25 protein-coding genes are annotated in these 23870 nt (G+C 71.7%); 8 read left to right on the top strand and 17 right to left on the bottom strand.

Going from position 1 to position 23870, the window contains the following annotated elements:
- Nucleotides 1-5: 5 nt before the first annotated feature.
- Genes VKN16_17635 through VKN16_17625 form a run of 3 tightly spaced genes read right to left on the bottom strand, consistent with a single transcriptional unit; the run spans nt 6 to nt 3840 of the window.
- Complete coding sequence (locus VKN16_17635) at nt 6-1931, bottom strand: ATP-binding cassette domain-containing protein (protein ID HME96031.1); 1926 nt, start codon at nt 1929-1931, stop codon at nt 6-8.
- On the bottom strand, nt 1928-3139 hold the full coding sequence (locus tag VKN16_17630) for an HlyD family efflux transporter periplasmic adaptor subunit (protein HME96030.1): 1212 nt from the start codon (nt 3137-3139) through the stop codon (nt 1928-1930). Before VKN16_17630 ends, VKN16_17635 begins: the two co-directional genes overlap by 4 nt.
- A complete protein-coding gene (locus VKN16_17625) occupies nt 3136-3840 on the bottom strand; it encodes a TetR/AcrR family transcriptional regulator (protein HME96029.1) in 705 nt (234 codons plus the stop codon). The genes VKN16_17630 and VKN16_17625 overlap by 4 nt, the downstream gene beginning before the upstream one ends.
- A 107-nt stretch (nt 3841-3947) precedes the next feature.
- On the opposite strand from VKN16_17625, the gene VKN16_17620 reads away from it, so the two are divergent.
- On the top strand, nt 3948-4790 hold the full coding sequence (locus VKN16_17620) for an enoyl-CoA hydratase-related protein (GenBank protein ID HME96028.1): 843 nt from the start codon (nt 3948-3950) through the stop codon (nt 4788-4790).
- Here VKN16_17620 and VKN16_17615 read toward each other — a convergent pair.
- Genes VKN16_17615 through VKN16_17595 form a run of 5 tightly spaced genes read right to left on the bottom strand, consistent with a single transcriptional unit; the run spans nt 4787 to nt 8736 of the window.
- The gene (locus VKN16_17615; GenBank protein ID HME96027.1) at nt 4787-5293 is read right to left on the bottom strand and encodes a VOC family protein; all 507 of its coding nucleotides are present in this window, start codon (nt 5291-5293) and stop codon (nt 4787-4789) included. The genes VKN16_17620 and VKN16_17615 overlap by 4 nt on opposite strands.
- 31 nt (nt 5294-5324) lie before the next feature.
- Nucleotides 5325-6200, bottom strand: coding sequence for a VOC family protein (locus VKN16_17610; protein ID HME96026.1), 876 nt, complete (start codon nt 6198-6200; stop codon nt 5325-5327).
- 39 nt (nt 6201-6239) lie between these two features.
- Nucleotides 6240-6911 (bottom strand): redoxin domain-containing protein, encoded by a 672-nt coding sequence (locus tag VKN16_17605; protein HME96025.1) that lies wholly within the window; start codon nt 6909-6911, stop codon nt 6240-6242.
- Nucleotides 6912-6964: 53 nt separating this feature from the next.
- Nucleotides 6965-7801: a lytic transglycosylase domain-containing protein gene (locus VKN16_17600; protein ID HME96024.1), complete on the bottom strand. Its 837-nt coding sequence runs from the start codon at nt 7799-7801 to the stop codon at nt 6965-6967.
- Nucleotides 7802-7851: 50 nt separating this feature from the next.
- Nucleotides 7852-8736 carry a polysaccharide deacetylase family protein gene (locus VKN16_17595; GenBank protein HME96023.1) on the bottom strand — a complete coding sequence of 295 codons (885 nt, stop codon included), beginning with the start codon at nt 8734-8736 and terminating at the stop codon, nt 7852-7854.
- Between the two features lie 140 nt (nt 8737-8876).
- Between VKN16_17595 and VKN16_17590 the strand changes: the two genes are divergently transcribed.
- Nucleotides 8877-9278, top strand: a complete 402-nt coding sequence (locus VKN16_17590) for a RidA family protein (GenBank protein HME96022.1) — start codon at nt 8877-8879, stop codon at nt 9276-9278.
- Nucleotides 9279-9285: 7 nt separating this feature from the next.
- On the opposite strand, the gene VKN16_17585 is transcribed toward VKN16_17590, so the two are convergent.
- From VKN16_17585 to VKN16_17570, 4 genes are all read right to left on the bottom strand, one after another.
- Nucleotides 9286-10524: a cytochrome P450 gene (locus VKN16_17585; GenBank protein ID HME96021.1), complete on the bottom strand. Its 1239-nt coding sequence runs from the start codon at nt 10522-10524 to the stop codon at nt 9286-9288.
- Nucleotides 10521-11306 (bottom strand): alpha/beta hydrolase, encoded by a 786-nt coding sequence (locus VKN16_17580; protein ID HME96020.1) that lies wholly within the window; start codon nt 11304-11306, stop codon nt 10521-10523. The genes VKN16_17585 and VKN16_17580 overlap by 4 nt, the downstream gene beginning before the upstream one ends.
- 8 nt (nt 11307-11314) lie before the next feature.
- A complete protein-coding gene (locus VKN16_17575; protein ID HME96019.1) occupies nt 11315-12679 on the bottom strand; it encodes an adenylosuccinate lyase family protein in 1365 nt (454 codons plus the stop codon).
- A 62-nt stretch (nt 12680-12741) separates the two neighbouring features.
- On the bottom strand, nt 12742-13176 hold the full coding sequence (locus tag VKN16_17570; GenBank protein HME96018.1) for a peptidoglycan-binding domain-containing protein: 435 nt from the start codon (nt 13174-13176) through the stop codon (nt 12742-12744).
- Between the two features lie 251 nt (nt 13177-13427).
- Here VKN16_17570 and VKN16_17565 point away from each other — a divergent pair, with 251 nt between their 5' ends.
- The gene (locus VKN16_17565) at nt 13428-14186 is read left to right on the top strand and encodes a glucose 1-dehydrogenase (GenBank protein ID HME96017.1); all 759 of its coding nucleotides are present in this window, start codon (nt 13428-13430) and stop codon (nt 14184-14186) included.
- A gap of 97 nt (nt 14187-14283) precedes the next feature.
- Here the strand turns inward: VKN16_17565 and VKN16_17560 are convergent, their stop codons facing one another.
- Nucleotides 14284-15315 carry an aldo/keto reductase gene (locus VKN16_17560; GenBank protein ID HME96016.1) on the bottom strand — a complete coding sequence of 344 codons (1032 nt, stop codon included), beginning with the start codon at nt 15313-15315 and terminating at the stop codon, nt 14284-14286.
- 135 nt (nt 15316-15450) lie between these two features.
- Between VKN16_17560 and VKN16_17555 the strand changes: the two genes are divergently transcribed.
- Nucleotides 15451-15936 carry an ureidoglycolate lyase gene (locus VKN16_17555; protein ID HME96015.1) on the top strand — a complete coding sequence of 162 codons (486 nt, stop codon included), beginning with the start codon at nt 15451-15453 and terminating at the stop codon, nt 15934-15936.
- 98 nt (nt 15937-16034) lie between these two features.
- Nucleotides 16035-16841: a polysaccharide deacetylase family protein gene (locus VKN16_17550; protein ID HME96014.1), complete on the top strand. Its 807-nt coding sequence runs from the start codon at nt 16035-16037 to the stop codon at nt 16839-16841.
- A 60-nt stretch (nt 16842-16901) separates the two neighbouring features.
- Here VKN16_17550 and VKN16_17545 read toward each other — a convergent pair whose 3' ends face one another.
- The 3 genes from VKN16_17545 to VKN16_17535 are packed head-to-tail and all read right to left on the bottom strand — an operon-like array spanning nt 16902 to nt 19683.
- Nucleotides 16902-17747 carry a phytanoyl-CoA dioxygenase family protein gene (locus VKN16_17545; GenBank protein HME96013.1) on the bottom strand — a complete coding sequence of 282 codons (846 nt, stop codon included), beginning with the start codon at nt 17745-17747 and terminating at the stop codon, nt 16902-16904.
- Between the two features lie 15 nt (nt 17748-17762).
- Entirely contained in the window at nt 17763-18896 is a 1134-nt protein-coding gene (alr, locus tag VKN16_17540) for an alanine racemase (protein ID HME96012.1), read from the bottom strand.
- A 19-nt stretch (nt 18897-18915) separates the two neighbouring features.
- Nucleotides 18916-19683 (bottom strand): aldolase/citrate lyase family protein, encoded by a 768-nt coding sequence (locus tag VKN16_17535; GenBank protein ID HME96011.1) that lies wholly within the window; start codon nt 19681-19683, stop codon nt 18916-18918.
- A 66-nt stretch (nt 19684-19749) separates the two neighbouring features.
- Between VKN16_17535 and VKN16_17530 the strand changes: the two genes are divergently transcribed.
- Entirely contained in the window at nt 19750-19971 is a 222-nt protein-coding gene (locus tag VKN16_17530; protein HME96010.1) for an SDR family oxidoreductase, read from the top strand.
- Nucleotides 19972-20037: 66 nt separating this feature from the next.
- Here the strand turns inward: VKN16_17530 and aroA are convergent, their stop codons facing one another.
- The gene (gene aroA, locus VKN16_17525; GenBank protein HME96009.1) at nt 20038-21336 is read right to left on the bottom strand and encodes a 3-phosphoshikimate 1-carboxyvinyltransferase; all 1299 of its coding nucleotides are present in this window, start codon (nt 21334-21336) and stop codon (nt 20038-20040) included.
- Between the two features lie 184 nt (nt 21337-21520).
- Between aroA and VKN16_17520 the strand changes: the two genes are divergently transcribed.
- Together VKN16_17520 and VKN16_17515 are read left to right on the top strand one after the other, a co-directional pair.
- The gene (locus tag VKN16_17520; protein ID HME96008.1) at nt 21521-23278 is read left to right on the top strand and encodes a cyclase family protein; all 1758 of its coding nucleotides are present in this window, start codon (nt 21521-21523) and stop codon (nt 23276-23278) included.
- A gap of 189 nt (nt 23279-23467) precedes the next feature.
- Nucleotides 23468-23860, top strand: a complete 393-nt coding sequence (locus VKN16_17515; protein HME96007.1) for a hypothetical protein — start codon at nt 23468-23470, stop codon at nt 23858-23860.
- Nucleotides 23861-23870 lie beyond the last annotated feature (10 nt).

Raw genomic sequence — 23870 nt, 5'->3', positions numbered from 1 at the left:
TCGGGTCACGCCGCCGCGGCCGACCGGCCCGCGCGGTGGTTCCGCTCCACGATCAGGATGAAGACGTCCTCGAGCGAGTAGTCCTGCTGAGTCAGCTCGAGCGTGCGGATGGAGGCGCGCTCGAGGCGGGCGCGCAGGTCGCGCGCCGCGTCGTCCGGGTCGCCATCCACGATGACGTGGATGCGGTCGCCGAAGAGCGACACGCGCCAGCGCTCGAGCTCCGACCGGAGGCGGCTCATGGCCCGGATCGGGTCGTCGACGCGCAGCTCCAGCACCCGGCCGCCCTGGGCCGCCTTGATCCCGGTCGGCGTGCCCTCGGCCACCAGCTCGCCGCCCACCATGAAGCCGAGGCGGTTGCACTGCTCGGCCTCTTCCAGGTAGTGCGTGGTGACGAGGATGGCGGTCCCGCTGTCTGCGAGGCGATTGATCATGGTCCAGAGGGCCCGGCGCGCGATCGGATCCACGCCGGACGTCGGCTCGTCGAGGAAGAGCACCCGCGGCTCGTGCATCACCGCGGCCCCGAAGGCCACCCGCTGCTTCCACCCGCCGGGCAGCGAGCCGGTGAGCTGGCCGCCGCGGCCCTCGAGGCCCGCGAACGCCAGCACCCAGCGCTTGCGCTCCGCGCGGCGGTCCGGTGGCACCTGGTAGACCCCGGCGAAGAAGTCGAGGTTCTCCTCGATCGTGAGGTCGTCGTAGAGGGAGAACCTCTGCGACATGTAGCCGACCTGCTGCCGGACGGCCTCGGAGCGGAGCGCCCCGCGCTCGCCGGCCAGCTCCACCACGCCCTCGCTCGGCTCCAGCAGCCCGCAGAGCATCTTGATCGTGGTGGTCTTGCCGGCCCCGTTGGCGCCGAGCAGGCCGTAGACCTCGCCGGGCCGAATCTCCAGGTCGACGCCCTTCACCGCGGTGAAGTCCCCGAATGTCTTGCCGAGGTCGCGCGCCCCGATCGCGACCGCCTCCGCGTGATGCTCCTCGCGGCGCCGGCCCGGGAAGTCGGGCGCGCGCGGCTCGCCTTCGAGCGACTGCAAAATTGACACGAAGGCGTTCTCCAGCGTGGGCGCGCCGGGGCGCAGCGAGCCCACGCCCTGGCCGGCCGCGCCGAGCGCGGCGCGGACGGCGCGCTCGCCCTCCGCCGCGTCGCGCACCATGACGTCGAGCCGGTCACCGAAGCGCTGAACGTCTGCGATGCCGTCGCGACCGCCCAGCGCCGCCGCGGCTGCGCGGAGGTCGGGCGTGCGCAGCTCCAGGCGGGTGAGGCCCAGGCCGTCGCGGATCTCGGCGGGGGTGCCGGTGCGCACCAGCCGCCCCTGGTGCATCAGGGCGACACGGTGGCAGCGCTCGGCTTCGTCGAGATACGGCGTGGCCACCAGGATCGTCATGCCGTGGCTCGACAGGTCGACCAGCGTGTCCCAGAACTCGCGCCGCGACACCGGATCCACGCCGGTGGTGGGCTCGTCCAGCAACAAGATTCGAGGCTCCGCCACCAGCGCGCACGCCAGCGCCATCTTCTGCCTCATGCCGCCGCTGAGCCGGCCGGCGAGCCGGTCGCCGAACCGATCCATCCCGAACATCTCCAGGTAGCGCCGCCCGCGCCGTTCGATCTCCTCGCGCGGCACCAGGCGCAGCTCGCCCACGTAGCGGATGTTCTCGTGCACCGAGAGATCGGGATACAGGCTGAAGGCCTGCGTGAGGTAGCCCACGAACGGCCGCGCCTCCCGCGCGGGGCGGCCCATCAGCTCCGCCGTTCCCGCGGTGGCCGGCATGACGCCGCCCAGCACCTGGAAGGTGGAGGTCTTGCCCGCGCCGTCGGGGCCGATCAGCCCGAAGATCTCGCCCGGCGGCACCTCGAGGTCGATGCCGCGCACCGCTTCGACCTCGCCGTACCGCCTGGTGAGCCCGGCGACCCGGATGGCCGGCGCCGGCGCGCTCATCGATGGGTCGGGCGAGCGGGCCACTGCCCGTCGACGAGGATCTCGCCGTCCGCGGGCATGCCCGGCTTGGCGAACCCGGTGGCGCCGCGGATGAGCAGTTTCACCCCCACGACCTGCTTCACCCGGTCCTCGCGGAAGTAGGTGTTCTCCGGCGTGAACGACGCCTCGGGATCGATGCGGATGACCTCGGCGTCGATCGGCGCCCTCGGCGCCGAGTCCAGGTACACGCGCGCGGCCTGGCCGATCCGAACGCGGCCGATCTGGCCGCCCGGCACGAAGGCGCGCAGGTACACCTGGGCCAGGTTGACCATGGTCGCGATCGGGGTGCCCGCCGCGATGACCTCGCCGGGCTCGGCGGTGCGCGTGGCGATGGTGCCGGTGAAGGGCGCGTAGACCTGGAGGTCCGCGCGATTCGCCCGGGCCTCGTCCAGCATCGCCTGCGCCCGCTCCGCGTCCGCCTGCGCGGCCGCGATGTCGGCCTCGGCTTGCAGGATCTGTCCCTGCACCGCGGCCACCTGCGATGAGCGGATCTCCGGGTTGGTGAGGTTGGCCTTCGCAGTGGTGAGCGCGCCGCGGGCCGCCTCGACCTGTCGGCGGTTCGCCCGCACCACCGCGGCCTGCGCCTCCTCGCCGTACCGCTTCTGCAGCGCGTCCTGCTCGGCGACCGCGCCCTGCTGGACCAGCTTGGCGTAGGCGTCGCGCTCCCACTTCGCCTGGGCGTGCGAGGCCTCGGCCTGGGCCAGCTGCGCCTCCGCGGCGGCCAGGCGCGCCTCCGCCTCGTGCACGCGCCCCTCCGCGTCGGTGCGCGACTGGCCGACGCTCATCTCGCTCTGGCGCAGCTGCTCGCGCAGCACCGTGATCTGGTGCTGGGAGAGGCGGACCCGCGCCTGGGCCTGGCGCACCGCGGCCTCGGACTGCTGCTCGCGCGCGCGGATCTGCGCGTCGTCGAGCACCGCGATGACCTGCCCGGCCTCGACCCGATCGCCCTCGCGCACCGTGATCTCGCGGATCCGCCCCGAGATCTTGGCGCCGACCGCCGCGTCGTCGCCCTCGATCCGCCCGCTCACCCCGATCACGCCGGCCGGCAACCGGGAGCCGGCGAGGAAGAAGCGCCAGGCGCCGTAGCCCAGCAGGGCCAGGACGACCAGCGCGACCGCGGCCACGACGGCCCGACGGCGGTGCTGCGCCGGGGAAACCGGCGCGCTCATGACCGGCGCCCCGCCCGGCCCGCGCCCGCGCCGGCGCCGCGGGTGGCGAGGCCCTCGATGATCAATTCTTGAAGATGCGCGATGTAGGTGGCACCGTCCGGCGACTCCCGGTGCAGGCGGTCCCGCAACAGGCGCTGCCGGAAGTGCATGGTGGCGAAGAAGAAGACGAGGCTGCCGATCAGGCTCAAGTGGGTGAGCAGCGGATCCACCGGGCGAAAGCTGCCCTCGCGCACCCCGCGCTCCACGATGCGCTGGACCGCGGCCATCACCCGGACCGGCTCGGCCAGCGCCGGCTCCAGGCGCGCCCCGCCGGTCAGCACCTCGCGCAGCATCATGGTGCAGAAGTGCGGGTGACGCCGGCTCGCGGTCTCGCCGATCGCCGCCATCACGTCGCGCAGCACCTGGGGAGCCGGCGCGGTCGAGGCCGCGATGCGCTCGACGTCGGCGACGATCTCGTCGAAGGTGGCGGCGAGGATGGCCAGGTAGAGGTCGCGCTTGCCGCCGAAGTGGTAGCTGATCATCGCCGGGTTCACGCCCGCCTTCCGGGCGATCGCCTGGACGGAGACGCCGTCGAAGCCGCGCTCGGCGAACAATTCGGTGCCGGCGGCGAGGAGGGCCTCGCGCGAGCCGGCGGGGACGCGGGGCCGGCCCGCTCCCCGCTTCGCTCTCCGCCGCGGCGCGCTCGATCGGATGGTGGTCATAATCAACTAAACGTTTAGTTAATTATCCATCGCCGGGCCGGGCTGTCAAGCGGGGGGCCCGCGGCCGGCCGTTGCGCCGCGCCGGGGCCCCGGGCATGCTCTGCGCCATGACCACCGGCGTGCTCCTCCTCGACGACCCGCTCCCCGGCGTCCGCCGTCTCACCCTGAACCGTCCCGAGAAGCGCAACGCGCTGAGCAACGAGCTGCGCGGCGCGATCCTCACCGCGCTCCGCGAGGCCGACGCCGATCCCGCCGTCAAGGTCTCGATCATGCGCGGGGCCGGCCCGTGCTTCTCGTCGGGCTACGACCTCTCCGCCGACAACTCGGTGGGCCAGCCCTTCTACTCGCCCGGCGGACCCGGGCAGTGGGCGCGGCACGTGGTGGAGAGCTGGTTCACGATCTGGGACCTCGCCAAGCCGGTCATCGCCCAGGTCCACGGCTACTGCCTGGCCGGCGGGAGCGAGCTGGCCGCGTGCTGCGATCTGGTCTACGTGGCGGAGGACGCGCGCATCGGCTACCCGCCGACCCGGCTCATGAGCCCGCCCGACAACCAGTTCCATCCCTGGCTCATGGGCCTGCGGACCGCGATGGAGATGTTCCTCACCGGCGACGCGATCAGCGGGACCGAGGCGGCGGCCAAGGGCTTCGCCAACCGCGCGGTGCCGGCGGCCGAGCTGGAGGGGACGGTGCTGGGCGTGGCCGAGCGGGTGGCGCTGGTACCCACCGAGCTGACCCAGATCAACAAGCGCGCGGTCCATCGCGCGATGGAGATCATGGGGCTGCGCGCGGCGATCCGGGCGGGAACCGAGCTACAGGCGCTGGCCTTCTCCACCGCGGCGAGCCAGGCCTATCGCGCGCAGTTCAAGCGCGACGGCGGCAGCGTCCGCGACCTGCTGAGCCAGCGCGACGCCGCCTTCGGCGACTACCGGGAGCGCGACCGGACGAGCTAGACCGCCGCCGGCGCGGGCGCGTGCAGCGCCTCGTCCCAGGGGCCGGGGAAGCGGCCCTTCTGCCCGGCCTCCGAGAACGGCCGCTCCTGCTTCCACTGGCTGCGCGGCAGTTCGTAGTACACCTCGAGGCCGTTGCCGTCCGGGTCGGAGAAGTACACGCCGATGGACACGGTGTGGTCCACCACGCGCACCGGGATCTCACGCGTCTGCAGCGCGCGGTACATGTCGGCCAGGTCGTCGAGCGTCGACATGCGCCACGCCACGTGGCTCAGCCCCACCCCGTCCTTCTGCGGCGCCGCCGCGTCGGCTCCCACCTCGAACAGCGCGATGTCGTGGGCGTGGTCCGGATCGCACGAGAGGAACACCGCGCGGACCTTCTCGGTGCCCGGCACGTAGAAGATGTCCTGGGTGTGCAGGCCGAGGAGATCGGCGTACCAGCGGTACGAGCGCTCCGCGTTGCGGACCTTGATGTTGACGTGATCGAGGGCAGCGGCCTTGGCCATGGTGGTGGTCTCCCGTCGTTGATCTCGCCGTTCAGGCCGGCCCGACGAACCCGATGTAGGCGCCGCCGGCGTGCTCCGGCCCGACCAGTATCGCCTGTTCGCCGGTGTTCCGCACGCCCCGCGTGGGCTCGGGCAGACCGTGGGTCGTCATCCAGCGCACCGCCGCGTCCATGCCGCTGGTGCGGTAGAGGACCTGGAACGGTCCGGGCCCCCGTCGGGCCAGGGCCTCGGCGGCCGGCCCGGCCTCGGCGGGCTGGGCCACCGTGAGGCCGGTCGGCCCCAGGTCGAACACCGCCATATCGGCCTTGATGACCTGACCCCGGTGGACCGCCGGCACCGGCAGGCCGAGGATCCGGGCGTAGGCCCGCGCGGCCGCCGTCACGTCGGGCACCGCGAGGTACACGCGCTCGACCCGGAGGGCCCCGTTGGGATGGTCGCCCGCCTTCGGCACCTGCCGCCGGCGCTCCGCGAGCGGGGTCAGGTGCTGGATGATGAAGATCGGCAGCGCGTCGGCGCCGCCCAGGAACGCGGCCCGCCAGCGGAGCTCCTGGCCGGCCGGGGTACGCCGACCGCCGTCGCGGATCTCGCCCACGTCCACGCCGCGTCCGCGCATCGCGGCCACGTCGGCGGTCAGATCGTCGCTCTGCAGCGCGACCACGCGGAATCCCCCGCCCTCGTCCAGATAGCGCGCGAGGCTTTCGTCCGGGCCGCCCGCCGTCACCGCCGCGCGATCGCGGAGGCTCAGCACCTCGATGTACTCCTCGCCGGTGAACGCGATCGCGTTGTGGGTGGCCCGGCCCGTGTGGGCGCCGCCCGGGTAGATGTGGAAGCCGACGCGCTGATAGGCATCGATGCCTCGAGACAAATCGGGAACGCAGACCATCACGTGATCGACGCGGGTCAGCACCGGGCGCGCGGCTCCGCTAGCAGGACGTGCCGGCCGGGCTCAGCTCGGAAGGGCGCGAATGGCGGCCAGGATCTCGTCCGCGGTCGGGAACTTGCCGAGGCCGGCCAGGCCGTCGGGGCCGCCGCACTCGATGTTCGCCCAGCGCACGATGCCGTGCCGGTCGACCAGGAACTGCCCTTTCAGCTGCGGCCACTGCCGCTGCATGTCCGCCTGATCGGTCTCGGTCGGCGTGAAGCCGCCGTCGAGCCGCTCGATGGCCATGACGGCCTCCTGAACGGGCAGCGGGGCGGGCAGGTCACCGGACGGATTGATGCGAATCGCGGTCATCTGGTCCATCAGCTCGGGCGTCACCTCCGGCCGGGGCAGGCCGTAGGCGCGGTGCGTGGACATCTCGGGATCGGCGGCCAGCCGCAGGCGGGTCGGACGGTACTTGAAGTAGAGCCGCGCGTTCTCGGGCGCGCTCGCCACGATGCCGAGGGTCTCCACCCCGGCTGCGCGGATGCGGCCCTCGATGGTGCCCATCTGGGCGATCGAGCGCCGACAGAACGGACACCACAGGCCGACGAAGAGGGCGAGGAAGAGCGGGCTCCGGCCGCGGTACTCGGCCAGTGCGATGGTGCCGTCGTCATTGATCGCCGGCAGGCTGAACTCGGGAGCCGGCTCGCCCGGCTCAATGGGGGACAACCGCGAGGGAGTGGAATCGGTGGTCATGGCCGGTAGCCTATGCCCCTCCCGGCCCCGATTCAACTACGACGTGCGGCCGCCTAGCGGCGCGACCACTGAGGCGACGTCGGCGGCTCCGCGGCGGCCAGGCGCGCGAACTGCTGCTTCATCCCGTTGACCCGGGCCAGGTACGCGGCCGCGTCGTGGTCGCCGCAGCGCTGGCCGGGCGCGAGCCGGAAGCCGCGCCGGGCGAAGTCGTCGCCTCCGCCCGTGCCGCACAGATGGATGAGCGCGGCCAGGTCCTGCTTCTGCCGCGGGGCCGCCCTCACGATGCGCCGGCGCTCCAGGATGCGGGCCACGTCGCGGTCGAGCAGCGCCGCGGTCATCTCCACCGCGTGGCTCGGCAGCACCCGCGTGTAGAGCCCGCGGAGCCAGCACTCGTCCTCGCGCACCACGTGATCGCGGACACAGAAGCGGCGCGCTTCGCGAAACGTCGGATCGGTGATCTGGTACATGCCGACCGCGCTCGAGGCGGGTCGGTACACCTCGAACGGGTTCCAGGCGACCTGCCAGCGCCAGTAGGTGCGCGCCACCGGATCGCCCGCGCCCTCCACCTGAGCGAGCGCGGCCAGCAGCTCGGGGGTGATGGTGGCGGTGGAGTGCCGGCGGAACAGCGGCGCGTACTGCCGCCAGGTCTCGGGCGGCGCCTTGGCCAGCGTGCCGCTCACCGGGAAGAACAGCTCGGTGGGCTTGCGGATCACGTGGTAGGTCCAGTTCACCGCCGACCACAGCACCACCGCGACCGCGGCGAAGATCACGAGGCGGACGAGCGGCGGCGCGGCCAGCACGAGGCGCAGCGTGCGGCGGAGCGCACGGGCGCGGAGCCAGTGCGGCGTGCGCGAGCGGCGGCGAGCCCGGGGGCGTGCGGATGTGGCCACGGGGATGCTTCGACTCTACGCGTTTCCGCGCTCCCCACGAAGCACGGAGTTCAGCGCACGACGCCGGCCGGCAACCCCTCGACGTGACCGCAGATGTCCCGCGGCCGGGTGAGCCAGACCCGGTCCCGGTGCGCCAGGATGTGCTGGAGCGCGCGGCGCAGCCGCCGGATGCGGTACGGCCGACCGAAGACGAACGGGTGGAGCGAGATCGGGCACACCAGCGGCTGGCGCTTCGACTGCGCGAGCATCTCGTCGAACTGATCGACGATCATGTCCGCGAACTCCTCGGAGGTGTAGTGGTACCAGATGATCCCGCGCGTGTCGTTGACCTCGATGGGATACGGGATGGACAGGATGCGGCCCTTGCGCGTGCGCAGCCACACCGGCTGGTCATCCATCGTCCAGTCCATCACGTAGCGGTAGCCCGCCTCCTGGAGCAGGTCCATGGTGACGCCGCTGTTGGACAGCCACGGGCTCATCCAGCCCACCGGCCGCACGCCCTCGTGCCGCTCGATGGTCGCGGTGGCCTCCGCGATGAGCGCGCGCTCCTCGGCTTCTCCGAGGTGGCCCTGCTCGTGGGAGTTGGTGAGGCCGTGCCCGAGGACCTCGTCGCCGCGGGCCCGCAGCTTCGCGGGAATGTCCGGCGCCGCCTCGTAGACCGCCGCGTTGAGCTGCGCTTCGGCCGGCATCCCCAGCTCGTCCAGCAGCTCGAAGAGACGCCAGATGCCCACGCGGTTGCCGTAGTCGCGCCAGCTGTAGACGCTATGGCTCTGGGCCTGGTCCGGCGGGGCGATGGCCGCGCCCTTGCCGACCCCGAAGCCGAACGCCTCGATGTTCAGCGCGAGATAGACGGCGAGGCGCCGGCCGCCCGGCCAGGAATAGTCGGCCCGCGTGGTGATGCTCGAGTAGTCGTAGCGTCCGTGGGTCGGCAGCATCGCGGCTCTCTCCTCTCGTGAGACGTCATCCTCTGGTCCGGCGGGTTGACGGCCCCGGCCCGGCGGACTACGGTAGGCGCCATGCTAACCGCCCGCGACCGCGGCGGCCACACGCAATCCAGCCGACCAGAAAGGGCGCCATGAAGCGACAGAACATCCAGCCGGCATCGCTCAGCAAGCGGGTGGTGGGCGGCCACGTGCTGTACTCCCACGTGGTCGTCGTCGAGGGCAAGAAGACGATCTTCGTGTCGGGCCAGCTCGCTCGCGGAGCGAGCGGCGAGGTGGTGGGGGCCGGCGACATGCGCGCCCAGATCCGCCAGGTCGGCGAGAACATCAAGGCCGCGCTGACCGCGGCCGGGGCCACCATCGCCGACATCGTGAAGACCAACACCTACGTGACCGACATCGAGGAGTTCTTCAAGCACGTGGACGTGCGCATGGAGTACTTCGGCGCGCTGCCCACCAGCACCACCGTGGAGGTGCGCAAGCTCGCCCATCCCGACTTGCTGGTCGAGGTGGAGGCGATCGCGGTGGTGGACTGAGCCGCGGTCAGGGACGCAGGCGCAGCGGATAGCGCAGGAAGCCGCGGAAGCGCGCGCGGCCGCCACGCACGAAGGCCCCGTCCCGCTCGATGGTGCCGAAGCGGCGCACGAGGCGGCCGATCGCCACCTGACCTTCCATGCGGGCCAGCCACATGCCCGCGCAGGCGTGGATGCCGGTGCCGAAGGCCAGGTGCCGATTCGGCTGGCGGTGCAGGTCGAGCCGGTCGGGATCGGGAAACTGCGCGGGATCGCGGTTGGCCGCCCCGATGCCGATGTGCACGTAGGTGCCGGCGGGCATCGGCACGCCCCCGAGCGCGGTATCGCACGCGGCGCGCCGGTTGCCCAGCTGGTTCGAGCTCTCCAGACGCAGAAATTCCTCCACCGCGCTGCCGATGAGCCCGGGCCCCGCGCGCAGCCCGGCCAGCGCCTCGCGATGGCGGAGCAGCAGGTCCACCGCGTTGCCGATCAGGTTGGTGGTGGTCTCGTGCCCGGCGTTGAGGAGGAAGATGCAGTTGTGCAGCAGCTCCACCTCGCTCAGCCGCTCGCCCGCCGAGTCCGCCCGACCGAGCGCGCTCCCCGCGGTCAGCGTGGAGAGGATCTCGCCCTCGTCGCGCGTCGGCGCGCGCTCCCGCCGATCGATCAGGTCGCGCAGGTAGGCCTTGAACTCGCCGACCGCGCGGTCGCCGTCCGCGCGCTGCGCGGGAGTCAGCACCGGCTCGAGGCCGCTCAGGATGGCCAGCGACCAGCCGCGCAACGGGCCCCGCTCGGCCTCGGGCACCCCGAGCATGTCGCCCACCAGCTGGATCGGCACCGCCGCCGCGAAGTCCGCGATCAGGTCCATGCCGCCGCGCTCGGCCGCGCGGTCGAGCAGCCGATCCACCAGCGCCTCGACGCGCGACTGCAGCGCGGCGAGCGCGCGCGGGGTGAACGCGGGGGCCAGCAGCCGGCGGACGCGGGTGTGATACGGCGGATCGTTGAACACCAGGCTGGTGGTGTGGTGCTCGTAGAGCGGGCCGTCGCCCATGCCCGGGCGGAAGTCCACCCGCTTGTCCGAGCTCCAGGTGTGGGGATCGCGGTACACCGCGGCGCAGTCGTCGTACCGGCTCAGGAAGTACGAGCCGTCCGGCATGCGATGGACGGGGTCGTGGTCGCGCAGGGCCCGGTAGACCGGGTAGGGATCGTCCAGGAAGCTCGCGTCGAGCCGCTTGAGGTCGAAGCCCTGTGCGAGCGCGCGCGGGTCCGTCATCGCGCGCCTCCCGCGATGAACGACCACACCTGGTCGGGCGCCTCCCAGTGCGCGTTGTGGCCGACGCCGGGAAAGACCCGCGCGGCCGGATCGACCCGCCGCATCTGCTCTAGCGTGACCATCGGGTCGCGGTCGCCCGCGGCCAGCCGCAGCGGCGCCGTCGCCAGGCGCAGGAGCGCCGGGATCGACGGCCCCACCGCCCCGTAGGCCCGCGGATCCATCGCGACCTGGAAGCGGCCGTCGTCGCCCAGCACGCCGGCGACCGCGGTGGCGGACGATGCGTCGGCCAGGCCGGCGAGTCCCGAGATGCGCAGATAGCGCTCCGTCGCCTCGTCCCGCGTCGCGAAGGCGGGCGCGGGGCGATGCGACATCGCGCGCGCCTTCTCGATCTCGCTCTCGGTCCATTCGATCTTCACGCCGAAGGCCGCCACCTCGGCGACGCGCGGGCCGAACCACCCGGAGGCCAGGAGCCCGGCGACCGCGCCGCCGAACGAATGGCCGACCAGCGTCACCGGGCCGGGCGCCTCGGCCTCGATCAGCGCGGCCACGTCCGCGGCGTGCGCGCCGATGCCGTAGGGGCCCACGCGCACCGAGCGACCGTGGCCGCGCAGATCGGGGGCCAGCCAGCGGCCGCTCCACGAGCGCTCGATGATGGCCAGCAGCGGCTCCCAGACGGACGCGTTCGCGCCCATGCCGTGGAGGAGGACGAGGAGCCGATCGCCGTGACCGCCCCGCGCGGCCCAGATACCGCGCTCGGTCGACCGGCCGCGGATCGGGAGCACGTGGCGGCTCAGGCCAGGCGCAGCGCGACCGCGGCGGCGATCGCGCGAGCCTGCGCGGCGCCGCGCTCGGCCAGCTCCCGGCAGAGCCCGGTGTAGCGTGCGGGGTCGAGGAGCGTCTCCATCTGCGCGGGGGTGAGGCCGGCGCTCACCTGAGGATCCAACGCGAGCATCTCGCGAAACGGCCGCGCCTGCGTCACCGAGGCCTGCGCGGCCTCGTACACCGCGTCGTGGGCGCGCTGCCGGCCGATCTGCCGGCCCAGCTCCAGCATGAGCGCCTCGGCCATGATGAGCCCGCCGGAGAGATCCAGATTCTCGCGCATGCGGTCCGGGAACACCTGGAGGCCGTCGAGCAGCACCATCATCCGCTGCAGCACGTCGCCGGTCAGCTCGCACGCCTGCACGATCGCGCGACTCATCATCATGCTGGTGGTGCGATCGGCCTCGTGCTCGGTCTGCATCGCCTCCAGGGCCAGCGGCACCAGCGCGCGGATCTGCGCGGCCGCCGCGATGATGTCCTGCGAGAGCTTGGGATTGCGCTTCTGGGGCATGGTACTGCTGCCCACCGTGCCCGGCGGCACCGGCTCTTCCAGCTCTCCGAACTCCTGCTTCATCAGCGTGTAGACCTCGCGGCCGATCTTGCTGCACGTCGCCGCGAGCATGCCGAGCAGCGCGACGTACTCGGCCTGGTGGTCGCCGATGGTGCGCGCGGGCATCGGCATCGGGGCCATGCCGAGGTGCGCGGCCATCCGCTCCTGGGTGGCCAGGCCCAGATCGCCCAGCGACGCGAGCGTGCCCGCGCCGCCGCCGAGCATGGCCACGAACACGCGGCCCTCGCAGCCCTGCAGCCGCTCGACGTGTCGCGCCAGCTCGTCGATCCACACCGCGACCTTGAAGCCGAAGGTGGCGGGGAGCGCGTGCTGGCCGTGGGTGCGGCCGGGAAGGAGCACGTCCTTGGTACGCTCGGCCAGGTCGGCCAGCGTGGTCAGGATCGCCGCGAGCTGGCGCAGGAAGATCTGGTGCGCATGCCGCACCTGGAGGAGCTGGCCGGTCTGGGTGACGTTCTGGGTGGTGGCGCCCCAGTGCACGTAGCCACCGGCCTCGCCCTCACAGGCGCGATCGAGCTCCCAGACCAGCGGCACCAGCGGATGGCCGGTGCGGGCCAGGCCCTCGCGCACCGCGGCCAGGTCGAGGAAGGAGAGGTGCGCCTTGGCGACGATCTCGCGCGCGGCCGCCTCCGGGATGATCTCCAGCTCGGCCTGGGCCAGCGCGAGCGCGGCCTCGACGTCCAGCCACGCTTGAAAGCGCGCCGCCTCCGTGAAGAGGGCCCGTACGCCGGGGTCGTCGATGCGGAGAGAGGTCGGCTCCTCGAGCATGGCCGATTCTCTCGCACGGCCGGCGGCGCGTTGTCAAACGCGGCCGGATCGGACGGCGACGTCTAGACGCCGAGCTTCGCCTTCGTCTCCCGGTCGAGCCAGCCCGTCGCCTCGATGTTGTGCTTCTGCTGGTACTGGACCAGGGCCTCCTCCGTCTTCGGCCCCAGCACGCCGTTGATCGGCCCGGGATCGTAGCCTTCGCCCTTCAGGATCTGCTGCACGCGACGGACCGTGGCGGGCGGGTCCGGCAACCCGCGCAGATCGGTCGCGTCGTCGCCGGACATGGCCGCGCCGCTCTGCGCGCTCTGGGTGGGATACGCGCCGCGCTCCATCCGCTGTGTTTCGGTGCCGGGCATCCGGTCGGCGAGCTTGCCCGGGGGGGCGGCCGCGCCGGGGCCGCCACGGTCCGTCTGGGCGACGGCCGGAGACGTGGCCATCAGACAGAGCGCGCCCATGGTCACGACGCCGAGGATCTTGTCCTTCTTGTCTCGCTGCATGCTCAATCACCTCCGAAATCTGATACCTGCTCAGCTGAAATGGCAGCATCGGCTGTGCCAGACCGCATCATCGCGTCACTTCGACGGGAGAGTCGACGGTGAGGACCGCCGCGGACAAAGTGCCGTGTAGAAGTTACCCGCCGGCGTGAAACAACGACACGCGACCGCGCTCGCGAGACCGGCGCGACCGGGCGCGGAGCCCGCGGCGACCTGGTCGACCATGGCCCCGCGAAGAGATATGATCGGCGGCCATGGGAAAGCTCGACGGGAAGGTCGCATTGATCAGCGGTGGGGCGCGAGGCCAGGGCGCGGCGGAGGCGCAGACCTTCGCCCGGGAGGGCGCGAAGGTCGTCTTCGGCGACATCCGGGACGACGAGGGCAAGAAGGTCGAGTCGGAGATCCGGGCCGCCGGCGGCGACGCGATCTACGTCCATCTCGACGTGACGAGCGAGATGGACTGGCAGAGCGCGATCAAGCTCGCGGCCGATCGCCACGGACGGCTCGACATCCTGATCAACAACGCGGCCATCGTGATTCCCAAGGTGCCCATCGAGGAGCGCACCGCCGCCGAGTGGGACCAGGTGATGGCGATCAACGCCAAGGGCGTGTTCCTCGGCACCAAGCACGCGATCCCCGCGATGCGCCGCACCGGCGGCGGCTCCATCGTCAACATCTCCTCGGTGGCCGGCATCGGCCAGTCGCTGCACCAGGAGCCGGCCTACGCGGCGAGCAAGGGCGCCATCCGGATCTTCACCAAGGTGACGGCCAGCCAGCACGCCAAGGACCGCATCCGCTGTAACTCGGTGCACCCGGGCCCGGTCGACACCGAGATGTTCCACAGCGCCTTCCGCGACCGCGAGGCGATGGAGCGGCGCCTGCAGCGCGTGCCGTTGCAGCGCATGGGCACGGTGGCCGAGATCGTGAGCGCGGTCCTCTTCCTCGCCTCCGACGACTCCTCCTACATGACCGGCAGCGAGATCGTCATCGACGGCGGCGCCCTGGCGCAGTAGGCCCGGGGTCAGGTCTTGCATTACGACATTTTCGTGGCAAGCGGCGATGTCGCCTGGCGCGGCAAAAATGTCGTAATGCAAGACCTGACCCCGTCACTCACGCGCGCAGCTCCGCGCCCCAGGGCTCCATCGCGGGGCGCAGCGGGGTGAACTCGCGCACGCGCCCGACCGCCCCCGCGAGAATGGCGTCGATCGTCGCGCGCTCCGCCGAGGACAGCTCGAGCTCGGCGCCCGCGTCGTTGGCGTCCACCTCGGCGGGAGTGCGCGCGCCCACCAGCGCGGTGCTGACCGCGGGGTTGGCCAGCACCCAGGCCAGCGCGATCTGGCTGAGCGGCACCCCGCGCGGGTCGGCCACCTCGCGGCGCAGGCGGTCGGCCACGCCCACGTTGGTCTTGAGGTTCTCGCCGCGAAAGATCGGCTGCCCGAAGGCGACGCCGCCCGCGCGCCAGTCGCGCGCCGGATCGAACGTGGTCGCGGCGGTGAAGGCGCCGGTGAGCAGCCCGTGGCCGAGCGAGCCGTAGCCCATGACCCCGATGCCCTCGACGCGACAGTACGGGAACGTCTCCTGCTCCTGGCGCCGGTCGAACATGTGATAGCCGACCTGCGAGACGTCCACCCGGCGGGTGCGCATGCACTCGGCGAGCATCGCCCCGGTGAAGTTGGAGACGCCGACGAAGCGCGCGCGGCCGGAGGCCACCAGGTCCTCGAGGGCGCGCATCGTCTCCTCGACCGGCGTGCCCGCGTCCGGCCAGTGCACGAGCAGGACGTCGACCCAGTCGGTGCGCAGGCGCTCGAGGCTCGCCTCGATCTCGCGGAAGATGCTGGCGCGGCTGGCGTCGCGCAGCGGCCCGGGCTGGCCGAGGGGCGGCGCCTTCACCCCGCACTTGGTGACCAGGATCACATCCTGGCGTCGTCCCTCGAGCGCGCGCGCCACGACCTCCTCCGAGTGGCCGGCGCCGTAGGCCGGCGCGGTGTCCACGCAGTTCACGCCGCGGTCCAGCGCGCGATGGATCGCGCGGATGGCCTCGTCATCCTCGATGGCGCCGTAGCGATCGCCAGCCATCGGCCAGCAGCCGAATCCCACCACCGACACCTGCAGACCGGTGCGACCGAACGGGCGATAGCGCATGACGGCCTCCGCGACGCGATCTCGACGCCAGAGGGTCCGGCGCCCGCACGAGGATAACCCGCGCGCGAGGCGTGTGGTAGGATGCGCGCCAGCGCGCAGGCTCCTCGTCCCGTCCCGTCGTCGGAGGAATTCCCGATGCGCATCGTCGCCGAGCCGCTGACCGGAGACACCTTCAAGCCGTTCGGAGCGGTCCTGGAGGGATCGACCGTTCCGGGCCGGACGTATCTGAGCGACACGCTCGCCAACGGCCGACCGCACGCGCCGGTGTCGCTGGCGGTGGCGACCGTGGCGCCGAAGGCCACGTTTCCCATGCGCGTGACCGTGCTCGAGCGCCACCAGCACTCGTCGCAGACCTTCATCCCTCTCGCGGTGTCGCGCTACGTGGTCCTGGCCACGCTCGATGCCGCGGGTGGCGGCCCCGACCTCGGCCGCCTGCGCGCCTTCGTGGCCCGCGCCGGACAGGGCGTCACCTACGCGATGGGGACCTGGCACCATCCGCTCACCGTGCTGGATGGGCCGGCCTCGTTCGCGGTGCTGATGTGGCGCGACGGCACCGCCGGCGACGAGGAGTTCGTGCCGGTCGACGCGCCGCTGACCATCGTCCTGCCCGAAGGGTCCTAGTCGTGTCGGCGGGGCGGGAGCGCGATCTCGTGGGCTACGGCGGCACTCCCCCGCACCCGCACTGGCCGGGGGACGCGCGGATCGCGATCAACTTCGTCATGAACTACGAGGAAGGCTCGGAGTACAACGCGCAGGACGACGGCTTCTCCGAGGCCACCCTGACCGAGGCGGGCGCGGGCGCGTACGGCGTGAAGGGCCGCGATCTCGCCGCCGAGGGCCTCTTCGAGTACGGCAGCCGCGTCGGCTTCTGGCGCGTGCGCCGCATCTTCACCGAGCGGAGGCTCCCGCTGACCGTGTTCGGCTGCGCGCTGGCGCTCGAGCGCAATCCCAAGGTCGCGGCCGCCATCCGCGAGTCGGGCTGGGACGTCTGCTCGCACGGCTGGCGCTGGGTCAAGCACTACGAGCTCACCGAGGTCGAGGAGCGCGAGCACATCCGGAAGGCGGTCGAGTCGATGCAGCGGACGGTGGGCGAGCGGCCGCTCGGCTGGTACTGCCGCTATGGCCCCAGCGTGAACACGCGCCGCCTGGTGGTGGAGGAGGGCGGCTTCCTCTACGACTCCGACGCCTACAACGACGAGCTCCCCTACTGGGTGCGCGTCGACGGCCGCCCGCACCTCGTCGTGCCCTACAGCCTCACCGTCAACGACTCCAAGTTCGGCAGCGGCGGCTTCTTCACCGCCGACGACTACTTCGCGTTCGTGAAGGACGGCTTCGACGTGCTCTATCGCGAGGGCAAGACCCAGCCCAAGATGATGTCACTGGGCTTGCACCTGCGGCTGATCGGCCATCCGTCGCGCGCCGCCGGCCTCGAGCGCGCGCTCGACTACATCGCGAGTCACCGGGACGTGTGGTTCACCCGCCGCATCGACATCGCCCGCCACTGGGCCGCCACCCACCCCGCCTAGCGCGGATCAGGACCGTTAGCCGCCTGCCACTACGCGCGGGCTGATTTTCATCGGCCCGCGCTACGTGGCGGCGCGGGTGCCACCGTAGGCGACGCTCGGCGCGACCGCGCTGTCCTCGAAGATGAGCTTGGCGCGCGATTCGACGATGCGCGTCCAGTTGGCCACCGCGGTCTCCGACCACTCCGCGTCGGGCCGCGGCTCGTCGTCGAAATTGCCGGAGGTGTCCTCGCCGCGCATGAGCATCGCGGCCTGCTTGACGCGCGCGGGCCGGGCCCACGTGGGCACCATCTCGACCAGCAGCAGGAAGCGGCGGTCGGGCCCGACGTTCGTCCCCGAGCTGTGCACGAGCGAGTTGTCGAACATGACCATCTCGCCGGGCTGGAGCGAGAAATCCACCGCCTTGGACTCGTCGAACTCGTCGACGATGAACTGGCCCTTGGCGAGGATGCTCTTGGGGTCGTCCTTCTCGGCGTGCTTGAGAATGCCCCACTTGTGCGAGCCGGGCACGCCGCGCAGGCAGCCCTGCGCGACCCCGCACTCGGACAGGGCCAGGCCGCCCAGGATGACCGGCCGCGCCGCCCCGTACGCCGAGTCCTGGTGCCAGCCCGCGAAGGTCTCGCGGTCGGCCTTCTTCACCCGCCAGGCCATGCTCCAGCAGCGAAGGTTCGGCCCGACCAGATCCTCGAAGATGTCGAGCACGTGCGGGTCCTCGGCGATCTCGAGCACCCACGGCGCGAGCAGGTGCGACTTGGTCTTCATCTTCTTGATGTCGGGAACGCGCGCCTCGAGCGCCTCGAACCGCTCCCGGTAGTAGCGCGCGCGCTCCGCGCTCATCGCGCGCACCGGAGACAGGCAGCCGTCGCGCTCGAACGTCTCGATCTGGGCCTGCGTCAGCACCTTGGGCATGCGGCGTCCTCCCTCTCAAATGTCGTAATGCAAGACCTGACCCCGGCGGTAGACGCGGGTGACGCGGGGGCCGACGGTGGTCGCGACGTGGTGCGGGCCGAGGCCGTGACGGGCCGCGACCTCGGCGGGCGTGATCTCGAGATCGCCCTGGCGGCCGATGATCACGACCTCGTCGCCCACGGTGGCGTCCGGCACCGCGGTCAGGTCGATCCGGGTGTGCTCGAGCGACGGCGCGCCGACGAGGGACGCGGCGCGTCCCCGCACCAGCACGCGGCCGGCGTTGAGCCACCGCAGCCCGTCCGCGCTGCCCATGGGCATCACCCCGAGGCGCATCGGCGCGGTCACCGGGAACGGCGCCTGCTCGATGAACCGCTCGCGCGGGGTCAGCTCCTTCATCGCGATGATCCGGGTGGTCAGCGCGCGGAGCGCCGGGCGCAACGGCACCGGCGGCGTCTCGCCGGGGAACGTGATGCCGTAGAGCATGCGCCCGGGATCCACCGCGTTGAGGTAGGTGTGCGGGAAGCGCAGCACGAACGGGCTGGCGGCCAGCAGGCGCACCGGCACCCGGACTCCGCGCGCTTCCAGCTCGTCCACCACCGCGGTGAAGCGGCCCGCCTGCCAGTCCGCGTACGCGGGGTCGCCGCCCGGCTCGGCGTGGGGATGGGCGCAGAGGCCACCGAGCGTCAGGCGCGGCAGCTCCAGCATCGCCAGGATGGTCTTCACCGCCTGCTCGGCCGGCACGCCGAGCCGCTCGAGCCCGACGTCCACCTTCACGAAGATCTCGCAGGGGCCGGCCGCGGCCTGCGAGTAGGCCCGCGCGGACTCGAGATCGACCAGTGTCGGCACCAGTCGGTGGGCGAGCGCGTCGGCGGCCGCGCCGGGCAGCGAGTTCGGGTAGACGAGGATCGGCACGGTGAGCCCGCGCTCGCGGAGCCGCACGCCCTCGGAGAGGTCGGCCACCGCCAGCCAGTCCGCGCCGCTCCGCGCGAAGACCGCGCCCATCTCGACGGCGCCGAAACCGTAGCCATCCGCCTTCACCACGGCAAAAACGCGCCGGTCCGGGCCCACGAGCCGGCGCACCGCCCCCACGTTGTGCGCGGCCGCGTCGAGATCCACCTCGAGCGTGGTCGGGCGGAGCGGTGCGCTCACCGAAGCCCCTCCCGCCGCCTCACACGGTGGCGGCCTTCAGATCATCCAGCTGCTTGCGCACGCCCGCGACCATGCTGGCCAGGTCCGAGCAGAGCATCACGAGATCGAAGCCGCGCTTCACCGCGCCGGCCGCGAACGCGGCGCTCGCGCAGTGCATCGCCGCTTTCTTGCCGTGCTTGTGGGCCGCGTCGCGGATGCGGTCGCAGGTAGCCATGTGCACCGGGTCCGGGTTGTCGCCCCGCGGAGGCAGTCCGAGCGCGAACGACAGGTCGGCGGGGCCGATGTAGATGCAGTCGAGGCCGGGCGTCGCGCAGATCGCGTCGAGGTTGGCGAGGCCCTCCTTGGTCTCGATCATCGCCATCAAGACGATCTCGTCGTTGGCGTTGGCCACGTAGTCGGCGCCGCCGTAGTGCACCGCGCGCACCGGCCCCGACGAGCGCATGCCGACCGGCGGATAGCGGCACGCCGCCACCGCCTTCGCGGCGTCCGCCGCGGTGTTGATCAGCGGCACCAGGATGCCGTAGGCGCCGAAATCGAGCGCCTTCATGATGGTGGCCGGGTCGTTCCACGCCACGCGCACCACCGGCACCGTATCGGTCTGGGAGACGGCCTGCAGCATGGGCCAGAGGTTGGCCATGTCGGTGAGGCCGTGCTGCATGTCGATGACCAGGGCGTCGAAGCCCTGACGCGCCATCACCTCCGCGGTGAACCCGTTGGACACCGACAGCCAGCCCATCGTCACGCACTTGCCGTCGCGCCACATCTGTTTGATCTTGTTCGGCCGCATCGTCACACCTCGTCGAAGGGGATAGCCGGAGCGCTCCGGCGCGCGGGCGAAGCGTACCACAGCATCATGAGCGAGCGCATGCTCTCCAACGTGGGCGCGCGCGCCAAACAGCTCGGAATTCCGCTGGAGGAGGCGCTGGCCCAGCGCGCGGCCGAGACCGCGGTGGGACGCCTCGGCGAGCCGCGGGAGCTGGCGCACGCGGTCGCCTTCCTGGCCTCCGGCAAGTCCAGCTACATCACCGCGACCACCATCCTCGCCGACGGAGGCCTGGTGCGCTCGGTCCTCTGACCGTCGCGGTCCGTCGGGAAGCCCACCGCGCGTCCGGATGGCCGCCCACGAACCGCGCGGAGGTGGTCATGCGCCGACGGCGAGGCCCCCCAGCGCGCGAAAGTAGTCGGGAAACGTCTTCGACACGCACGACGGATCGACGATCCGGATGCCGGGGGCGCGCAGGCCGGTCACCGCGAAGCTCATCGCGATGCGGTGGTCCTCGTAGGTCTGCACGTCGGTCGGTTGGGGCATGCCCGGATGGATCGTCACCGAGTCCCACTCGCTCTCCACCCGCAGGCCCATGCGTCGCAGCTCGGTCGCGGCGGCGACCGGGCGATCGCTCTCCTCGAAGTGGGTCTGGGCGATGCCGCGGACGGTCACCGGCCCGTCGGCGAACGGGGCGATCGCCATCAGCGTCGTGGCCACGTCGCCCATGCGCGTGAAGTCGGCGTCCACCGCGCGCAGCTGCGACGGTCCCTGGACCGTGATCTCCTCGTCCTCGACCGAGACCTCGCAGCCCATCCGCCGCAGGACGTCGAGCAGCCCCAGGTCGCCCTGGACCGAGGCGTGGCCGAGCCGCGGCACGATCACCCGGCTGCCCGTCACCGCGGCGGCCGCGAAGAAGTAGGACGCGCCGGAGGCGTCCGGCTCCACCGGGTAGTCGCGCGCCTCGTAGCGCTGGCCCGCGGGCACGCGGAAGTGCCGATCGCCCTCGCGCTCCGCGCCGACTCCGAAGGCTTCCATCGTCGAGAGCGTCATGGCGATGTAAGGCGCGGAGACCAGGTCGCCCTCGACCTCGATCTCCATGCCGCGCTCGGCGTAGGGCGCGGCCAGCAGCAGCGCGCTGAAGTACTGGCTCGAGATGTCGCCACGCATGCGCGCCCGCCCGCCGGCCATGCCGCGGGCTCGCACGATCACCGGCGGGCAGCCGGTGCCCTCGCGGCTCTCCGCGTCCACCCCGAGCGCGCGGAGGCCGTCGAGCAGGGGCTGGATCGGGCGCTTGCGCATCGCGGGGGACCCGTCGATCACGAACGTGCCGTGGCCGAGGGCCACCGCCGCGGTCAGGAAGCGCGCGGCCGTCCCCGCGTTGCCGATCTCGAGGGTGGCCTCCGAGGCGGGAAAGCGCCCGTCCACGCCGTCGATCACGAAGGTGCGCGTCGCCTCGTCCGCGTGCACGCGCACCCCGAGCGTCTCGAGGGCCCGATGCATGTAGCGCGTGTCGTCGGACCACAGGGCGCCGGTGATCTCGGAGCGTCCGCGGGCCAGCGCGGCGACCAGCAGCGCCCGATTGGAATAGCTCTTCGAGCCGGGCAGCGCGACCGTCGCCTCGAACGGCGTCGCGATGGGCTCGATCGCCAGCGGAGGGGCGGTCGCCTGGCTCATGACGGGCGCATCATACCGCCGGGCCGCGATCTCCGGCCAGCGCGTCCGGCCCGGGCGGTCGGGCGCGCCCACGGCGCGACGATGAACCGGGGCTTGACCTCGCGGTCGGACTGCGGTTCCTGTTCGACAGAGAGGAGCGGTCGTTTTCTCGTCGTGCATCGCGTCACCGAAGAAGGAGGCTCGCATGGCTCACCTCGTTGCGCTCACGCTGCTGTGTCTCTTCGCGGCGCTCGGCCCATTCGCCGCGGAGGCCTACGATCCGGTGGCGCCCAACGGCGTCGTCGATCTCACACCGACCGTCTACACCAATCGAGTGCAGTGGTGGCCGGGTGGCCACGAGCAGCCGATCATCGTGCCGTACCACAAGTGGGGACCGGACGGGCCCTGGGCCTCGGACCTGCTCATCGTCGACGAGAACACCGCCAACCAGGTGGACTGCCCGCCGCACATGGTGCCGCCGCCCGACAGCGGACTGCCGAACGCCGGCTACTGGGGCACGCTGACCTGCGACAAGGTTCCGATCTGGCAGTGGCTCGGCGAGGTCGTCAAGATCGACGCCCGGACGATCCTCGATCAGGCCAAGAACGGCGAGAGCCCGATCGTCACCCGGGACATGGTGCAGGCCGCGGAGCGCGCGCACCGCGCGCTGCAGGCGGGCGACGCGGTGCTCTACTGGAGCGGTTACGACGACAAGTACGACAAGCCGATGCCCGAGGGCGCCCGACTCATCGTTTCCCCCTTCGACGGCAAGTCGCCGGCCTGGCCCGCGCCGGACTACGACGCCTCGGAGTACGTCGGCTCCAAGGGCGTGCGCGTCATGGGGATCGACAGCCCGAGCATGGGCGCGTTCGGCCCGCCCCGTTACGTCACCAAGGGCCCCGACTCGAGCTTCCAGAACCCCCTGGCCATCGAGAGCCACCTCGGCCACTTCAAGTACGGCGCCGTCCACACCGAGGGGCTCATGGCGCTCGACCGCGTGCCGAATGGCTCGCTCTACATCACGCTGACCCCGAAGCATCGCGGATCGCCGACCGGCGAATCGCGCTCGGTGGCGATCACCGACACCAAGCTCGCCGGCGAGCTGCTGAAGGCGGTGCGGGCGCACCGCGTGGTCGACCTCTCGGTCACGCTCGCGCAGGAGCTGCCGGTCTGGTGGCCGGGCGCCGGCGTCGGCAACTACGTCTACCCGTACCGCGTGCTCCACACGAACACCTACACGGGGTGGATGGGACCGTACCGGGTGAACAATCATCTGATGGACGCCCATACCGGCACCCACATGGATCCCCCGGCTCACTTCGGGCCACCGACGGGATTCGACTTCGGCTCGTACAATGCCTGGACCAAGGGCGTTCAGCAGAAATACGAGGCGAAGTTCGGCAAGATCAAGACGACCGACATGACATCCGACAAGGTTCCGCCGCACTACTGCATGGGCCCGGCGCGCGTCGTCGACGTCACCGCGCGGATCGGCACGACCCGGCGCGAGAGCTGGCCCGCCTCACCGGCGATCCGGGTGGAAGACGTGCAGGCTCACGAGCGCCTGTACGGGCCGATCAAGGCCGGCGAGGTCATCCTGTTCAAGAGCGGGCACACCGACGCGCACTTCCGGGAGCTCCAGCGCGGGGTCGAGGACCCGAATACCGCAGCTCCGCTGAACGGCCACTCGGAAGGATGGCCCTCTCCTACCCCGGAGACCGTGAACTACATCCTGGACAAGGGCGTGAAGTGCATCGGCACCGACGCGCCCAGCATGGGCTCGGTGAACGGGGAAGAAGCGACGATGACCCACTGGGCGGCCGCCTCTCGCGAGGCCGTCTTCGTGGAGTTCCTCACCGGCGTCGGCGCTCTGCCGCCCACCGGCGGCTTCTTCGTGTTCCTCGCGCCGAAGTACGAGAACAATCACGGCGGTCCCGGCCGCGCGATCGGCATCCTGCCGTGACCGCACCGGCCCGAGTGTCACCGATCCGGCGGTCGGAGGAGGTGAGCGAGTAGCCCCTACTCGGGCAAATCTGCCGGCGGGGAGCGACGGATATCCAAGTGCGCGTTCTTATTGGCGCCGGCCGTGGCATCGGCATTGCCTCCTTGTGATGCGCATGATGCCCATGCGCATCACAAGGAGGAGTGAACGATGACACGCATCTGGACGATGGCCCTATGCCTGACACTGCTCTTGATCGGCGGATCCGCCATGACGGCCAGCGCACAGCAGCCGACCGCACCCGCACCGGCGGCGCCGGCGGATTCCAAGGCAACGGACAACAGCACCGCACAACCGTCCCCGTCGCCGGCCACACCGGCGCCGGCGCCCCAGCTGCAGCAGACTCCCCCGCCGAGCACGCAGACCGAGACGCGCACCGAGAAGACCGAGCGCATCGTCGAGCGTGAGCCCGGCAAGTTCCTTGGCGTCGATCCCACGGTCGCGATGATCCTGGGCGCGGCGATCCTGATCGTGATCGTGTTCGCCATGGTGGCGATGAGCCGCCGGCGCGACGAGATCCCGCACACCCACACCCGCGTCTGAGGCGTCGACC

Source organism: Candidatus Methylomirabilota bacterium, from assembly GCA_035315345.1.
Lineage (GTDB): Bacteria > Methylomirabilota > Methylomirabilia > Rokubacteriales > CSP1-6 > CAMLFJ01.
This window is presented reverse-complemented; position numbering and strand designations above follow the sequence as displayed.

What these genes read in the sequence shown, in the direction of transcription:
- VKN16_17635 (HME96031.1), bottom strand. Translation starts at nt 1,931, where the DNA reads ATGAGCGCGCCGGCGCCGGCCATCCGGGTCGCCGGGCTCACCAGGCGG.
- VKN16_17630 (HME96030.1), bottom strand. Translation starts at nt 3,139, where the DNA reads ATGAGCGCGCCGGTTTCCCCGGCGCAGCACCGCCGTCGGGCCGTCGTG.
- VKN16_17625 (HME96029.1), bottom strand. Translation starts at nt 3,840, where the DNA reads ATGACCACCATCCGATCGAGCGCGCCGCGGCGGAGAGCGAAGCGGGGA.
- VKN16_17620 (HME96028.1), top strand. Translation starts at nt 3,948, where the DNA reads ATGACCACCGGCGTGCTCCTCCTCGACGACCCGCTCCCCGGCGTCCGC.
- VKN16_17615 (HME96027.1), bottom strand. Translation starts at nt 5,293, where the DNA reads ATGGCCAAGGCCGCTGCCCTCGATCACGTCAACATCAAGGTCCGCAAC.
- VKN16_17605 (HME96025.1), bottom strand. Translation starts at nt 6,911, where the DNA reads ATGACCACCGATTCCACTCCCTCGCGGTTGTCCCCCATTGAGCCGGGC.
- VKN16_17595 (HME96023.1), bottom strand. Translation starts at nt 8,736, where the DNA reads ATGCTGCCGACCCACGGACGCTACGACTACTCGAGCATCACCACGCGG.
- VKN16_17590 (HME96022.1), top strand. Translation starts at nt 8,877, where the DNA reads ATGAAGCGACAGAACATCCAGCCGGCATCGCTCAGCAAGCGGGTGGTG.
- VKN16_17585 (HME96021.1), bottom strand. Translation starts at nt 10,524, where the DNA reads ATGACGGACCCGCGCGCGCTCGCACAGGGCTTCGACCTCAAGCGGCTC.
- VKN16_17575 (HME96019.1), bottom strand. Translation starts at nt 12,679, where the DNA reads ATGCTCGAGGAGCCGACCTCTCTCCGCATCGACGACCCCGGCGTACGG.
- VKN16_17570 (HME96018.1), bottom strand. Translation starts at nt 13,176, where the DNA reads ATGCAGCGAGACAAGAAGGACAAGATCCTCGGCGTCGTGACCATGGGC.
- VKN16_17565 (HME96017.1), top strand. Translation starts at nt 13,428, where the DNA reads ATGGGAAAGCTCGACGGGAAGGTCGCATTGATCAGCGGTGGGGCGCGA.
- VKN16_17560 (HME96016.1), bottom strand. Translation starts at nt 15,315, where the DNA reads ATGCGCTATCGCCCGTTCGGTCGCACCGGTCTGCAGGTGTCGGTGGTG.
- VKN16_17555 (HME96015.1), top strand. Translation starts at nt 15,451, where the DNA reads ATGCGCATCGTCGCCGAGCCGCTGACCGGAGACACCTTCAAGCCGTTC.
- VKN16_17550 (HME96014.1), top strand. Translation starts at nt 16,035, where the DNA reads ATGAACTACGAGGAAGGCTCGGAGTACAACGCGCAGGACGACGGCTTC.
- VKN16_17545 (HME96013.1), bottom strand. Translation starts at nt 17,747, where the DNA reads ATGCCCAAGGTGCTGACGCAGGCCCAGATCGAGACGTTCGAGCGCGAC.
- VKN16_17535 (HME96011.1), bottom strand. Translation starts at nt 19,683, where the DNA reads ATGCGGCCGAACAAGATCAAACAGATGTGGCGCGACGGCAAGTGCGTG.
- VKN16_17530 (HME96010.1), top strand. Translation starts at nt 19,750, where the DNA reads ATGAGCGAGCGCATGCTCTCCAACGTGGGCGCGCGCGCCAAACAGCTC.
- aroA (HME96009.1), bottom strand. Translation starts at nt 21,336, where the DNA reads ATGAGCCAGGCGACCGCCCCTCCGCTGGCGATCGAGCCCATCGCGACG.
- VKN16_17520 (HME96008.1), top strand. Translation starts at nt 21,521, where the DNA reads ATGGCTCACCTCGTTGCGCTCACGCTGCTGTGTCTCTTCGCGGCGCTC.
- VKN16_17515 (HME96007.1), top strand. Translation starts at nt 23,468, where the DNA reads ATGACACGCATCTGGACGATGGCCCTATGCCTGACACTGCTCTTGATC.